Source organism: Polynucleobacter sp. MWH-Adler-W8 (genome assembly GCF_001889925.1).
Lineage (GTDB): Bacteria > Pseudomonadota > Gammaproteobacteria > Burkholderiales > Burkholderiaceae > Polynucleobacter.
Genome location: NZ_LZFI01000002.1, coordinates 63,891 through 79,210, shown reverse-complemented (window position 1 = coordinate 79,210; position 15,320 = coordinate 63,891). Strand labels below are relative to the sequence as shown.

Here is a 15,320-nt window from a genome sequence, read left to right as displayed (position 1 = left end):
TTTCTTTTCTATTCTTTATTTGCGGCGTGCTTTAGTGCTGCGAACTGGAGGCTTACTGCCTGCAGGCTTGCCGACGGCCCTGCCGGGCTTTGCTTTGCCATTTTTGCGAGTGGCTTTACTCTTAGACTGGTTGGCTCCAAGCGTTCCAGCAGATTTAGCTGCATTGACATTGATGCCACTTGGCTTTTGTGGAACCTTGTTGTCAGAACGACCTCTTTGAGGGGCTGCTTTTTTATTGGGCCTGCCAGTATCCGTTGCCAATAGCAATTGACGGCGATTGGAAGATCCGCCAGGCTCTGCACCAACCGATTTGACAAGACTAAATTCAATCTTGCGCGCATCTAAGTCAACTCGACTGACCAATACATGTAAACGATCACCTAAGCGATAGCGAATACCAGTACGCTCTCCACGCAATTCTTGGCGTGCCTCGTCATATTGGAAGTAATCTCCACCAAGCTCAGTGACATGAATCATGCCTTCAACAAAAAGATTCTCTAACTGAATAAACAGTCCAAAGTTCGCAACCCCAGTGACTGTACCGGCATACTCCTGACCCAGATGATCGCGCATGAAGTAACACTTGAGCCAAGCCTCTACATCGCGTGATGCCTCATCGGCACGACGCTCGTTTGATGAGCAATGAACTCCCAATTGACCCCAGATTGGCAATGCTGCATTTGCGCCCTTAGGTGGCTTAGCGCCTTTAGCGACTCCGGCCTTGGCATCGCTTTGGGATTTCTTGGCATTGACTGCATTCTCACGGCCTTTACCCTTACGCGGCAAAGTTAAATTGAGCGGCACCAAAGGTGGCAATACAGGTACATATGGTTTTTTCTGGAGGATCGACTTGATCACTCGATGCGTCAGCAAATCAGGATAACGGCGGATTGGGCTTGTGAAATGTGAGTAAGCTGGGTAAGCCAAGCCAAAGTGACCTTCATTGTCGGGCTGGTACATCGCTTGTTGCATGGAGCGCAATACCACTGACTGGAGCATATTGGCATCAGGTCGCTCTTTAATTTCACGCATCAATTTAGCGTAGTCACGTGGCTTAGGTTTATCGCCACCGCCCAATGACAGACCTGAAGTTCTCAGAACTTGACGCAAAGTAACCAACTTCTCTTCTGATGGCTCACCATGCACACGATAGAGGCTAAGGTGCTTATTTTTTTCAATAAAATCAGCTGCACAAACGTTTGCAGTCAACATGCACTCTTCAATTAAGCGGTGGGCATCATTGCGAAGGCGTGGTTCAATGCGAAGTATCTTGCCAAGCTCATTACTAATGATTTGTGTTTCAGTTGTTTCAAACTCAATAGCGCCCCGCTTCTCACGAGCAGCTAACAGAATCTTATAAAGAGAGTAGAGATTGCCCAGCAATGGGCGGAACTGAGCAAAGCGTGTTGCCTCTGGACCCTTACTATTAGAAAGAATCTCCCAAACAGTGTCGTAAGTAAAGCGCTGCGCTGAGTGCATTACCGCTGGATAAAACTGGTAAGCCAACACAATACCGTTGTTATCTACAACGGAATCACACACCATACACAGGCGGTCTACGCCTGGATTGAGAGAGCAAAGACCATTGGAGATCTTCTCTGGAAGCATTGGGATTACGCGTCTTGGGAAGTAGACTGAAGTAGCACGCAGTAAACCCTCGTCATCCAATGGCTGACCTGGTTTGACGTAATGAGATACGTCAGCAATGGCTACAATTAAACGCCAAGCCTTAGTCTGACCGTACATGACCGGCTCACAATAGACAGCATCATCAAAGTCACGTGCATCAGCACCGTCAATGGTGACCAATGGCACATCACGTAAATCAACGCGGCCTTCTAGATCGGATTGCTGGACTGTATCTGGCAATGCTGCAGCCTCTTTCATGGCAGCAGCAGAAAATTCATGGGGGACGCCATACTTACGTACAGCGATTTCGATTTCCATACCGGGATCGTCAATCTCACCCAATACTTCAACTACACGTCCAACTGCCTGACGATAACTATCTGGGTAATCAATAATCTCCACACTGACAACCTGGCCTAGCTTCGCTTGTCCTTGACCTTTAGGCGGAATCAAAATGTCATGACCTATGCGCTTATCTTCGGGCGCAACAATCAGAACACCGTTTTCATTTAAGAGGCGGCCAATCACTACTTTATTAGCGTGCAGAACTACTTCAACAATCTGCCCTTCTGGGCGACCACGTCGATCTGTTCCTAATACTCTGACATTAACTCTATCGCCGTGCATGACGCGAGACATTTCTCTTTCAGATAGAAAGATATCTTCGCCACCATCATCGGGAATGACAAATCCAAATCCATCTCGATGCCCTTGAACTGTTCCTAAGCGGTCAGCCTCACGTGGCATCAAGTCTTTTGCTTTACGCATTTAATTCCTTCGGCAATACATGCCCTGTATATATCTACTGATATCTATTTTTGTTATGAATAAGGCTACTGTATCAAACCACCAAGTCTGAAGGGGGAAAGCCAAATAGGGGTAGAAATGACCTCAAAACGCCCATCCCCCTATAATAATGGTATGCCCAGGTGGCGAAATTGGTAGACGCACCAGCTTCAGGTGCTGGCGATCGTAAGGTTGTGGGGGTTCGAGTCCCTTCCTGGGCACCAAATACACCTACAAAGTCCTATATGGGGCCTAAAGTACCCTTTTTCAATAGACTCAGATTCCAAGCGTCCAAAGAAAAACCGCCCGAAGGCGGCTTCAAATCTAGGGTTCACTATCTTTAGTTTTTCTTAAATACCTGCTGACCATTTACCCACGTTTCATTTACTTCAATATCTCTAATCTTATAGGCATCAGTTTTCATTGGATTTTTATCCACGATGGCAAAGTCTGCGTACTTGCCCGCTTCTACTGAGCCAATCTTGTCATCCATCTTTAGCTGATAAGCAGCATCAATAGTGATCGCCTTTAAAGCATTATTTATAGATACTTTTTCATCTGCATTTAATACTTTTTGCGGGGCAACCTGCCAAAGTCGTGAAGCACCTTCCGAGGCATACTTTAATGGATGAATAGGGGAAACTGGGGAGTCGCTATGGTAGGCAAAATGCATACCGTTCTTAATCAAACTTGCGCTCGCATCAATTCGATTAGCCCTCTCAGGTCCAAGCAGATGATCATGAAATGCTTCACCCCAATAATCTGTATGGCCAATAGTGAAGCCAGGAACAACGCCTAGCTTTGCTGCTTTTGCAATTTGTGCCTGAGTGGGAACGGTGAAATGCTCAATTCTTAATCTAGTTTTAGCATCGCCTGGTTTGGTAACCAACTTCTGAAAAACATTGAGAGTCTGCTCAATCGATTTATCACCATTGGAATGCACAGAGATTTGCCAGCCTTGATCAAATCTTGGCTTGGCAAGATCATAGAGCTCTTGCTCAGTAAAGTTGAGAGTACCGGTATTTGTGGTTCCTGCAGGATATGCATATGGCTTTGTCATTGCACCTGTTAAGCCTTGATCTGAGCCATCCGCCACAATTTTCACCCCAATAACCTTAAAGACGTCATCACCCTGACCTGGCTTATAGCTATTGTTAGTCAGTGGATAAGCACCTGCATACATATAACCCCGCACGCGAACAGGAAGCTTACCGCTGTGGGTCATTGAGTCTAATAAAGCATATTCTTTATCTACGCCAAGGTATCCCCCAACAGTAATTTCTGCTGAAGTAGTGACGCCCTTCCTCACCATTTTCTGGCCAACCTTTTGAACGGCTTGCTCAATCATTTCTTGATTTGGAACAGGCATCTTGCTTAAAAACAAATAAAAGGCTGGCACCTCATAAATCACTCCTGTTAAATGCCCCTTACTATCTTTTAGCAACTGGCCACCCTTTGGATTTGGACTAGAGTCAGTTAGACCCGCAAGCTCCAAAGCCTTGTGATTAACATAAGCAATATGCATACTTTGGTTCATGACAAAAATTGGCTTTGTAGTGGATACCTTATCCAAGATATCGGCCGTCAATTCAGACATGAATGGCTCTGTCCTAGATGGATCCACTCCGAATGCGGTAATCCACTCCCCATCCTTAACATTCTTGCTAGACGTTTTCAGTTTTGCAACCAAACTATCCAAGGTGTCATGCGGCATCTCAAAGTTAGACATGTTCTGCCACAGCTCTTCTGAAAATGCCGTACCAAAAATATGCACATGAGGCTCAACCAAACCAGGCATTAATGTTTGACCATTTAAGTTAATGAGCTTGGTATCTTTTCCTTGCAGGGTCTTCACTTTGGATAAAGAGCCAACCTGAATGATTTTTCCACCCTGAATTGCTACAGCCTCAGCTGTGGGTTGGGCTTTATTCATAGTGACAATATCGCCACCATAGAAAATAGCATCCGCATTTCCACTTGCGATGGCTGATTGTGCAATCAAGCACATGGCTGTAAAGGTAATTTGATTTAAATGGCGCATTATTTAACCTTGGGATTTAGGGGGTGTTTCTTGTGAATTCTAACAGCGCAAAGACTGAAAATTGGCTATGCAGACTATCTCAATCCCAGTGCTTTATTGGAATGCCAAATAGCCTTTATTCGCCACAACCTTTAATATAGGGAACTTGTCCCAGCTTTACGCATTCAGAAAATACAAATTGACCTGCCAGCCAAATCCGACTTTACTTAAAAGCTCGAGCAAGAAAACCCAAGGCATTAGCCTTTTTTCAGCCACCGCTCTAGGTATCGGCGGCATGATGGGTGCTGGGTTGTTTTCCCTTCTGGGAACCGCTAGTGCTCATGCAGGGTCGCATATTCCCCTAGCTTTTTTGCTTGGGGCTTTAGCTGCCTCATTTTCGGTCTACTCTTATGCCAAATTAGGCGCCACCTTTCCCAGTAGTGGAGGGGCTGCCACATTCACTGTGATGAGCTTTGGTCCTGGGGTCATTTCTGGCGGCCTGAATATATTCCAATACATTGCCTATCTCATTGCAGCCGCTCTTTATGCTGCCGGCTTCTCAGAATACGCAAACACTTTACTGGGTGGAAACTTAGACCCCCTTGAAGTAAAGATCGTTGGCGCCGTTATTGTCATTCTTTGTACCGGCATTAACTTATTGGGTACCAACATAGTTAGCAAGGCAGAAATGCTAGCGATTGGCTTTGTCACAATTGCCCTGCTACTGTTTTCTGTTCAAGGCATTCATGTAGCCAATGTTGGCATATTTCAGTTTTCCGGCTGGTCTCTCAATAGCATTGCGATTGCTACCGGTATCTTGTATATCAACTACCAAGGCTTTGGGGTTGTGACTAACTCTTCCAACGCCATGCGAGAGCCCCAAAAAGAGCTGCCTCTTGCCATGTTCTCAGCACTGATTTTAGTAACGATTGCTTATGTACTAGTTAGTACCGCAGTGATACTGCTACTTTCACCCGCTCAAATGGCAACTTACAACGGCCACGTATTGGCCGATGCAGCTCAAATCGTATCTGGGAAAGCAGGCTTTGTTGTGATTGGTGCCTCCGCCCTTCTGGCCTGCGCAGCCGCACTCAACGCTACCATCTTTGCTGCATCCAATATTGCAGCTGATATGGCGCACAAGAATTCTGTCTCCAAGGCCTTAGGTGACTCGGTCTTAAAAACAGAGTTTCGTGCCTTAACCGTGTCTGCATTCTTAGTGATTGCTTTGGTCTTGGCATTTCCGCTAGATGTTGTGGGCAAAATGGCGAGTCTTGCCTTTTTATTGGTGTATGCCGCTATTACTTACGGACACATTCGAGTACGCAAACAAACTGGCGCAAAACTATGGCCACTCTGGGCCGCAATCATCATTAACCTGAGTTTGTTTACCACCCTATTTATCAATATGATCGAGACTGCGCCAAATAGTGCAATTGCTCTAGTGATCGCCCTAATCGGATCTTTTGCAATTGAAGCAACTTCTCGTAAATTTCTGAGGAAGAAATTAAAGCCCCATTGAGCGATGCAAGATTTTAGACTTCATCTCTACCCACAGGCTTTCAAAATCTTCAGTCTTGTCTTCTGAAAGCTGAATCAGCTCAAAAAGGCCGCCAAAGATAATGGAGCCTTTCTTCACCAAAGTCTTATCAAACTCACCCAAGGATATCGGCTTATCATCCATATCCCTAGTGAGCTGGGCTGAGCAGACAATCGCCTCCACATCATCCCGATCAATGACTGCAAACTCAATAAATTGTTGATTCTTTTCAACAATGACCAAGGTCCCGCGGGCATAGCAAACGGCCTCATGTGCTTGGACAATATACGAAAGAAATTGATTCTGCTCATCGTCACTCTTCACGGGGAGGTCATCAATAAAGAATAGGTATTGATCTCCCTCACTATTTACCAAAGTAAATGCCTTTGGAACAACACCATGCCCCAAAGCTAAATTACGGTAATAGCAAGAAATTTCTACGGCGAGATTTTCAGAAAATAAGTGCATATTGATTCAGGAAAATATTACTCTTTACGAGTTTTAATAGATTCGATAATTTTATAGAAAGAGTCGGGCTGTACTGAATTCTGACCCTTAAACGGCTGATCGGTTATCACCAACAAAGATATCAGCGCACCCATGGTGATAGGCAAGATCTTCAATCCCAAGAAGAATGAATCTGAGGGCAAGAAGAGAGTATTAATGCCCATCAAGGCAAACATACAGATCAAAATGACTATCCAAAATAAGTCCGGTAAACGGATATTGGCACGTTCGATACGCGCCTCCCTGCTCTCAGCAACCTCTTCAGATTTTTTAATGATATCTGTATACATTGCTGTTTGACGATTGGTTTGGGGTTCAATTGACATCAATTGTCTAGAAATTCCGCGCCACAACATGTGCGTCTTAGAGCTGCCCTCACCCTTTTGCAATAGAGCCCACTCGTCATTCACAATCGAGTTCATATAGTCAAATAGCTCAACACGTATAGGCGCTATAGATGGATCACCAAATCGCGTGAGTAGACGATCTAAGTTATTTATACGTCCAGCCTCTTGAGACACCAGTGTTTGCACCTCGCGAAAATTGCTTTGTGCTTGATTGAGTAAAAAACCAATCAATAATCCGCTAAGCGTGATGATGGATCCAAAAAGACCCAAACCCAATCGGGTGCTATCTTGTGTGGGCGCAAAGATCGGGATGTGTTGCAATGCACGCGGCATCACATCGAGCAAAGTAACAAAAAAGATAATCAGCAATATCAGAATTTGGATATTACTTCTTCTGTATATCCAGTTAAAGAATAGACTTTCTTTGGAAGGAGTATTCATAAGGCCTAGCTACTAATATTTTTTTGTAGAAAATGAAGCGTACGCTCCCAGGCTAACTGCGCTGCTTCTGCGTTGTACTTTAGTGGAGCCAATCCCCGCGCATCCGATTTAGGGTTTGCAAAGGCATGCTTGGTATCGTAGCGGTGAAATTCATAATCCACGCCCGCTTGTTTTAGCTTTTGCTCTAGCTTGTCGACACCAGCAATTGGAAAGAACTCATCATGCATAGCCCAGTGGCCTAACATCGGCTTGCTAATAGCATCCGCATTGACATACTCCAAAGGAGGATTGCCGTACCAAACTATAGAAGCATCGAGCTCCGGCACATTGCAAGCAGCTAAAATGGTCAGCGCACCGCCCATACAAAATCCTGTTACTGCTACCTTTGCGCTACCAGTAGCTTTTAAGTACTGAACTGCACCCCGAATATCTTGACCAGCCGCATCACCAAAGTTCAGGTCGCCCATTAGGTGCTCAGCTTCATTAGCCTCAATCGCCAACTTGCCACGATATAAATCCGGAACTAATGCACGATACCCTGCTTTAGCAAGGAGATCAGCAACCGCTTTTACCTCATCATCAAGACCCCACCACTCCTGAATAACGACCACGCCAGGAGCAGTTGCTTTATCAACTGGCTCAGCCAAGTAACCCTTTACCGCCTGTCCATCGGGTCTTTTAAATTCAATCATGAGGTCTCCTTATGTTCTTTAGTTCTTACGCTTTTTTCGCATCAGCATGAATATATCCCACAACCCAAAAAGTGAGCAAGCCACAAATGGCAGCCCCATAACCAACTAGGTTGTAATGCTCCATCCTGCCATTAGTTGTAATTGTGACCACTAGGCCCGCTACTACTGACGCTATGCCGGAAGCTAACATCTGAACTGAGCCAATTAAGCTCATAAAGGTTCCACGAATTTTGGGCTCTACCATTTGGCTCACAATAGCCATGGCCGGAATCATTCGACCAGAAATCAAGACAAAGAAGGCGGTCTGATTAACAAGTACCACCCATAAAGGAACCGGTATTAAATTGGTTGTTACTAAGATCGGTATCAAACTAATGATGGCTAGTATGCGAAATACTTTGACCTTGCCATATTTATCCGCCATGTGTCCAATAAATCTAGAGCTCATCAAAGTCGCCAAACCACCACAAAGATAGATCAGGGAAATGTAGGAATTTTCGATCCCAACGTTAGCGGTGAGATAGAGAGCAATATAAGGAATGACAGTAAATCCAGTCAGCATAATTAGCCCCACAAACAGAAAGGCGCGTAGATGACGATGGGCAACAAAGACTTCGTAGATTTGCTGGAAGCGGCTACCCTCATGAACGTGATGCAAGTGGCCAGAAATTTTCGGGATATTGCGATATGCCAGATAAAGAATCAGGGTAGATATCAGACCAATAAACATAAATGGCGCACGCCAACCCAGTGAGGTGATATGGTTTGCCAAAAATAAACTTAATGGAACACCTGCAACAGTTGAAACCGAGAAAGCGGCCATGACCGTTCCCAAAGCTTTGCCTCTCCGCTCGAACGGAATGACATCCGCCACAATAGTTTGCACTAATGATCCCAAGATTCCGCCAAAGGCACCAGCGCATGCGCGAGCAATAAATAACGCATGATAATTTGGCGCAAAGCCACACACCACGGTGGCAATAATGAAGCAGACATACAAACCCAATAACAGCTGTCTGCGCTCAAAGCGATCTATATAGTAGGTTGCAAATACGCCAGCAATTGCTGCAGCAAAAGTATAGGAGGATAGCAACAATCCAAATTGATGCGTATTAATGGAAAGCGCTGCAATGAACTGAGGCCCAAGCGGCATCATGATCATAAAATCGAGGATATGCGTGAATTGAATGCCAGCCAAGGCAAGCAAAAAGAATCTCTCTTGCTGAGGGGTGCGAACTAAACTCAAAGTAGACTCAACAGTGCAAATTAAGGGGACAAGGGAGCATTATCCTCTCTAGCGCACGGATCTGCTTTGGGGTAGGATGATGGCTATATCGCCAACCAACCTATTCCTGAATGGAAATTATGGCCTTGCCAGTTTTACCAGCCACTACAACAGCCGTCTCGCTTACCTTTGTTTTTATGGACCTCTTTGTTGGGGTAACAGGCTTAATACTGATATTGATATTCCATGGCAGCGGCTTGAATCACATGGTCATGCGTTTTGAGCGCATTACTAAGGCAAATCTAGATCGCAATCAATATGATCGGATCTTTTTTCACTTCTACGTAGCCTTCATTATTATTGCCTTGATTCATATTTGCGAGATCTTCATTTGGGCTGCCATGCTCTTTTGGTTGGATCTAATCCCTAGCGGGGTAAATGCCATTCTGTTTGCTGGCAGCTGCTATACGACTGTGGGTTTTATATCCGACATTCTTCCTTATGGCTGGAAAACGATGGCCTTCTTTATTGCCTTTTCGGGCCTTTTTTCAATTGCCTGGACCACCTCTACAATGATTGGAATGACAGGCATCTACAGACAGGCTTGGAATCTAAAGTATTTAAGACGTTATAAATAACTTTAAATAAAAACCCGAAAAACAGTCATTTTTAGGGTTAATTTATGCTCTTTAAGCGCAAAATTCGCATTTTTCAGAAGTTAAGAAACCACCTTAAGGCTTGATATAGTAACCATAAACACATCGATTTCCACCTCTTGAGGGGTCATGCGTATCGTAAATTATCCCATTCACCACAGCAGTCAGATGCTTTGAGACCTTCACAATTAAGACCCCTGCAGGAAGCTCGCCTAACCTTAGGTGAACCTTGCAGCCAGCACCTATTTCCATCGTAGGCACCCATCGAAAACCCAGACTAATAATGTAGTCATGAAAGACATTGCGATGATTCCCGTTCCTAGGAGATGAACCTTTGACATTAAGCCTTTTAGCAAGGCGGTCATTTTTCAGCTGGGCGTAACTCTCATTTGCCAGTCTTAAATCCTCATAGACCTGCATATAAGGCAGGCTTGCGGCAATCGCAATGGATCTCACAACGCAATCTCCTGCGCCGCCTTTAAAGCCAGCCGCCTCCCTGCCACCATCATTCAATTGAAATGGAAACTGGGAAGATCTAGAGAAGGGGTTTAGAAATCCAAACATTTGACTGTACCCAATAAAAAATGGATTTGCTTTATGGGCAAATCCATTTTGACTTAAAGCGTCGGCTAAATTACTTAGCGTGTGCCTTCTTTACCTCTAGGCGCCATGCATGCAACAAAGGTTCTGTGTAGCCATTAGGCTGCTCAAGTCCTTTGAAAATCAGGTCACTCGCCGCTTTATAGGCATATGAATCTTGGTAGTTAGGCATCATTGGCTGATACAAAGAATCACCAGCATTTTGACCATCAACCACTTTAGCCATACGTTGCAAGCTCTCGTTGACCTGATCAGCAGTCACAATACCATTGAGCAACCAGTTAGCGATGTGCTGGCTAGAGATACGTAAGGTAGCACGATCTTCCATCAAGCCTACGTTATGAATATCAGGAACCTTAGAGCAACCAACACCTTGATCAATCCAGCGAACCACATAACCCAAGATACCTTGGCAGTTGTTATCTAATTCTTGCTGAATCTCTTCCTTAGACCAGTTAGCATTCTCAACCACTGGAATAGTCAACAAGTCGTTAATTAACGCTTCAGCTTCAGCAGCTGTATCGAGCTTTTCCATTTCTTTTTGGAGTTCAGCTACGTTTACTTGATGATAGTGAAGCGCATGTAAGGTTGCTGCCGTTGGTGATGGTACCCAAGCAGTATTTGCACCCGCTTTAGGGTGAACAATCTTCTGCTCAACCATGGCCTTCATCATGTCTGGCATTGCCCACATACCTTTACCAATTTGAGCACGGCCACGCAAGCCACAATCTAATCCTGCAAATACGTTACGACGCTCGTAAGCGGATAACCACTTGCTGGTTTTCATATCACCTTTGCGCATCATTGGACCCGCATACATTGCTGTGTGCATTTCATCACCAGTACGATCTAGAAAGCCAGTATTGATGAAGGCTACGCGCGCACCGGCAGCAGCAATAGCTGCTTTGATATTCGCACTCATACGACGCTCTTCATCCATGATGCCCAGTTTCACCGTATCTGCTGGTAAGCCGAGTAATTTCTCAACACGCCCAAAGAGCTCGCCTGCAAAAGCCACTTCTTCTGGGCTGTGCATTTTTGGCTTGACGATATAAACAGAACCCTTACGAGTATTACCAATGGCTTGGCTTGCTGGACGATTGATGTCGTATAGAGCAATCAATACAGTCACTACTGCATCTAAGATACCTTCGTAGATTTCTTTTCCTTCACCAGTAATGATGGCTGGGTTTGTCATTAAATGACCAACGTTACGAAGGAACAAGAGTGAACGGCCATGCAAAGTTACCACGCCATCTTTTGCATCAACAGCACCGATACCGGCCTTGTACTTACGATCTGGGTTTAGTGAGCGAGTAATCGTCTTGTCGCCCTTCTTCACCTCTTCAACCAAAGTGCCTTTTAAGATACCTAGCCAGTTTTCATAAGCAAGAACCTTGTCGTCACCGTCAACGGCAGCAATCGAGTCTTCCAAATCCAAAATAGTAGAGAGTGCAGCCTCAAGCACAACATCATTAATGCCAGCAGGATCGCTAGCACCAATCGTTTTGGTCTTATTGATTTCAATATCAATATGAACACCGTTATTACGCAACAAGATAGGGCTTGGAGCTGCTGCCTCACCTTGGTAACCAACAAATTGCTTCTCGTCCGCTAAACCTGTTGTAGTGCCGTCTTTTAATTTAACGGACAGCTTATTGCCATCAACAGAGTAAGCAACTGAATCACGGTGTGAGCCCTTAGCCAAAGGCGCAGCCTGATCCAAGAAATTGCGAGCGTATGCAACTACTTTTGCACCACGAATTGGGTTGTAAGCGCCAGCCTTAGTAGCGCCATCTTCTTCTGAGAGAACATCGGTACCGTAGAGGGCATCGTACAAAGAGCCCCAACGTGCATTAGCAGCATTCAAGGCATAACGCGCATTGAGTACTGGAACGACTAATTGAGGACCCGCTTGCAGAGCCAACTCATCATCTACATTCTTGGTGGTTGCAGTAATTTTTCCTGGCACATCAACTAAGTAGTCGATCTCTTTCAAAAACTTACGGTACGCAGGCATATCCTTGATTGGGCCTGGATTGGCTTGGTGCCATTTGTCCAAATCCAACTGAATGCGGTCGCGCTTTGCGAGCAAGGCATCATTTTTTGGTGTGAGGTCTTTAACGATCTCATCAAAACCTTTCCAAAAATCGGCACTCTTAATACCGGTACCTGGAAGCACTTTGTCTTCGATGAATCGATATAAGGGAGTTGCCACCTGGAGGCTATTGCAAGTAGTGCGCGCAGTCATGTTGTGAACCTTTGTCTCTAAAGCGAAAGTTAATAAATATGGTTAATTAAATATTTTCCATTAATCCTGGAAAGGATGCTGGAGGAGAATGGTTTCGTCACGCTCTGGGCCTGTAGATACCATTGCAATCGGCTTACCAGCCACTTCCTCGATACGACGCAGGAACTTCTGGGCTTCGGCGGGCAACTTATCCCACTCGCGAATACCGAAAGTTGTACCCTTCCAGCCCGAGAAATCCTCATAAATTGGCTCGCAACGGGCAACTGATTCTGCACCACGCGGCAACACATCCAACTTCTTGCCATCAAGGTTATACCCAACGCACAAGCGAATGGTTTCAAAGCCATCAAGGACATCTAACTTAGTAATACAAAGACCAGATAGGCCGTTGATCTGAATCGAGCGCTTCAATGCAGCAGCATCTAGCCAGCCAGTACGACGTGGGCGGCCAGTGACAGAACCAAATTCTTTACCCACTTCAGCCAAACGCACGCCAATCGGATCTTGTCTTACTGGATTGTCATGGTCATACAGTTCACTCGGGAATGGGCCAGCGCCAACGCGTGTGCAGTAAGCCTTCGTAATACCTAAAATGTATTGCAAGGAGTCTGGGCCAACGCCTGAACCAGCAGCAGCATTACCTGCTACACAGTTACTGGAGGTTACATAGGGATAGGTGCCGTGATCGATATCGAGCAATGTGCCCTGGGCACCTTCAAATAACAAGTTTTGACCAGATTGCTCGGCGGCATACAAAGCACTGGATACATCCACCACCATTGGCTTGAGACGCTCTGCATAAGACATCGCTTCGGCTAAAGTCTTCTCATAGCTGACTGGCTCAGCACCATAGTAATTCGTGAGCATGAAATTGTGATATTCCAAGTTCTCACGCAACTGCTCAGCAAATTTTTCTGGGTAGAACAAGTCTTGCACACGCAAAGCACGGCGAGCTACTTTATCTTCATACGCAGGTCCGATGCCACGACCAGTTGTGCCAATCTTTGCCTCACCGCGCTTTTTCTCGCGAGCATGGTCAATAGCTACGTGATAAGGCAGAATTAAAGTGGTTGCTTCAGAAATTTTGAGACGGGACTGAACATCTAAACCAGCAGCCTCGAGCTCACCGATCTCTTTAAAAAGAGCCTCTGGTGAAAGCACCACGCCATTACCGATATAGCAAATCACGTTTTTATGCATGATTCCGGAAGGAATCAAACGCAGAATGGTCTTCTTGTCGCCGATGATTAAGGTATGGCCAGCGTTGTGTCCACCTTGAAAGCGAACCACTGCTTGTGCATGGTCAGTCAACCAATCCACTACCTTACCCTTGCCTTCATCACCCCACTGGGTGCCAATGACAACTACGTTACGACCTTTGGTTTGTTGCTTTGAAGACATAATGAAATCCAAAAAGATAATTACAAAATAAGTTAACTACTTAACGCCAAATTGATTGCTTTACTTCTTTTTTACTTCCCAAGAACTACCCTGCTTCACCAGCTCTCGATCACATTCATACTCGGCAGCTTGAGCTACCGCTCCCACTGGAATCTGTATTACTACTTCGCCCTGACTTCTCAAAGTGGTGATTGCCCTGCTTAACTCAGCATCCTCAACCCAAGGAGCAATAATTGCCGTCTTACGCACATTCAATGGTGACAAGTTTGCTAGAGTCAAAAGATCTAATGAGAACCCGGTTGCAGGACGAGGACGACCAAAGGCCTGGCCTACATGATCGTAACGACCACCTCTGGCAATGGGCTGAGGCAATTGATCAACATAAGCTGCGAACATCACACCACTGTGATATTGATAGCCACGAAGATCCGCCAAATCTATGCTGAGCTCTAAGTTGACAGATAACTTCGCTGCAGCTAAAACCAAACGCTCCAGGTCTGCCAAAGCTTGGTCAATTGCTACGTGCTTAGGCAAGTCTTTCTTAGCCTTTGCCAATACTTCAGCGCAAGGGCCATTTAACTCGGTCAAGGCCATCAGCGCTTTAGCAACATGCGCAGGTAAACACGCCGCCCACTGACTTAAGCGTGGGCGATCTTTACTTTGCAACAATCCATATAAGGTCTCAATGGTTTCTTTATCTAAGTTCTGGCCATCCAAAATGCCCGTCAGAATGCCGGCGTGCGACAAATCGAGATAGACTTTGTTTAAACCCGCAACTGAAAGCGTTTTGAGCAATAAGGTAATAGCTTCTAGATCAGCTTCCCAAGTCGCACAACCATAAATTTCGGCGCCCAACTGCAACTCTTCGCGCGCTGAGCTCCCAACTGGTGTGCGAGCGTGCGCAACAGAGCCGGCATAGCAAAGGCGAGTAACGCCATCACGATTTAAGAGGTGCGCATCAATACGGGCTACTTGAGGGGTTATATCAGCACGCAGGCCTAAACTACGACCAGAGAGTTGATCCACTAATTTAAAGGTCTGCAGATTAAGATCGGAACCAGTACCGGTCAATAGGGAATCTAAAAACTCCAGAATCGGAGGCGCAACCAACTCATAGCCATAGGATTGATACAAATCCAAAATGGCACGACGCAATGACTCCACTTTGCGAGCCTGCGCAGGCAAAACGTCTGCAATATCTTCAGGAAGTAACCAGCGATTCATG

At 45.5% G+C, this 15,320-nt stretch carries 12 protein-coding genes and 1 tRNA gene; 3 read left to right on the top strand and 10 right to left on the bottom strand.

Annotated elements, in window-relative coordinates; genetic code table 11:
* Positions 1-15 precede the first annotated feature (15 nt).
* Positions 16-2,397, bottom strand: a complete 2,382-nt coding sequence (rnr, locus tag AOC28_RS01230) for a ribonuclease R (protein ID WP_072582187.1) — start codon at positions 2,395-2,397, stop codon at positions 16-18.
* Between the two features lie 155 nt (positions 2,398-2,552).
* Here rnr and AOC28_RS01225 point away from each other — a divergent pair.
* Positions 2,553-2,639 (top strand) — tRNA-Leu (locus tag AOC28_RS01225).
* Positions 2,640-2,755: 116 nt separating this feature from the next.
* Here the strand turns inward: AOC28_RS01225 and AOC28_RS01220 are convergent.
* Positions 2,756-4,456, bottom strand: coding sequence for an amidohydrolase (locus tag AOC28_RS01220; protein ID WP_072582186.1), 1,701 nt, complete (start codon positions 4,454-4,456; stop codon positions 2,756-2,758).
* Positions 4,457-4,634: 178 nt separating this feature from the next.
* Between AOC28_RS01220 and AOC28_RS01215 the strand changes: the two genes are divergently transcribed.
* Complete coding sequence (locus AOC28_RS01215; RefSeq protein WP_143143853.1) at positions 4,635-5,957, top strand: APC family permease; 1,323 nt, start codon at positions 4,635-4,637, stop codon at positions 5,955-5,957.
* Here the strand turns inward: AOC28_RS01215 and AOC28_RS01210 are convergent.
* The 4 genes from AOC28_RS01210 to AOC28_RS01195 are packed head-to-tail and all read right to left on the bottom strand — an operon-like array spanning position 5,943 to position 9,208.
* Positions 5,943-6,443 carry a hypothetical protein gene (locus tag AOC28_RS01210; RefSeq protein WP_072582184.1) on the bottom strand — a complete coding sequence of 167 codons (501 nt, stop codon included), beginning with the start codon at positions 6,441-6,443 and terminating at the stop codon, positions 5,943-5,945. The genes AOC28_RS01215 and AOC28_RS01210 overlap by 15 nt on opposite strands.
* A gap of 17 nt (positions 6,444-6,460) precedes the next feature.
* A complete protein-coding gene (locus AOC28_RS01205) occupies positions 6,461-7,270 on the bottom strand; it encodes a DUF4239 domain-containing protein (protein WP_072582183.1) in 810 nt (269 codons plus the stop codon).
* Between the two features lie 5 nt (positions 7,271-7,275).
* Positions 7,276-7,962, bottom strand: a complete 687-nt coding sequence (locus AOC28_RS01200; RefSeq protein ID WP_072582182.1) for a dienelactone hydrolase family protein — start codon at positions 7,960-7,962, stop codon at positions 7,276-7,278.
* Positions 7,963-7,987: 25 nt separating this feature from the next.
* Complete coding sequence (locus tag AOC28_RS01195; RefSeq protein ID WP_072582181.1) at positions 7,988-9,208, bottom strand: MFS transporter; 1,221 nt, start codon at positions 9,206-9,208, stop codon at positions 7,988-7,990.
* A gap of 119 nt (positions 9,209-9,327) precedes the next feature.
* Here AOC28_RS01195 and AOC28_RS01190 point away from each other — a divergent pair, with 119 nt between their 5' ends.
* Positions 9,328-9,825, top strand: coding sequence for a hypothetical protein (locus AOC28_RS01190; RefSeq protein WP_237767708.1), 498 nt, complete (start codon positions 9,328-9,330; stop codon positions 9,823-9,825).
* Positions 9,826-9,918: 93 nt separating this feature from the next.
* On the opposite strand, the gene AOC28_RS01185 is transcribed toward AOC28_RS01190, so the two are convergent.
* The 4 genes from AOC28_RS01185 to AOC28_RS01170 all read right to left on the bottom strand — a co-directional run bounded on the left by AOC28_RS01185 (position 9,919) and on the right by AOC28_RS01170 (position 15,319).
* Positions 9,919-10,407 carry a hypothetical protein gene (locus tag AOC28_RS01185; RefSeq protein ID WP_072582180.1) on the bottom strand — a complete coding sequence of 163 codons (489 nt, stop codon included), beginning with the start codon at positions 10,405-10,407 and terminating at the stop codon, positions 9,919-9,921.
* 70 nt (positions 10,408-10,477) lie between these two features.
* Positions 10,478-12,694 (bottom strand): malate synthase G, encoded by a 2,217-nt coding sequence (locus AOC28_RS01180; protein ID WP_072582179.1) that lies wholly within the window; start codon positions 12,692-12,694, stop codon positions 10,478-10,480.
* A gap of 60 nt (positions 12,695-12,754) precedes the next feature.
* Positions 12,755-14,095 carry an adenylosuccinate synthase gene (locus tag AOC28_RS01175; RefSeq protein ID WP_072582178.1) on the bottom strand — a complete coding sequence of 447 codons (1,341 nt, stop codon included), beginning with the start codon at positions 14,093-14,095 and terminating at the stop codon, positions 12,755-12,757.
* Positions 14,096-14,155: 60 nt separating this feature from the next.
* On the bottom strand, positions 14,156-15,319 hold the full coding sequence (locus tag AOC28_RS01170; protein WP_072582177.1) for an ATP phosphoribosyltransferase regulatory subunit: 1,164 nt from the start codon (positions 15,317-15,319) through the stop codon (positions 14,156-14,158).
* Position 15,320 lies beyond the last annotated feature (1 nt).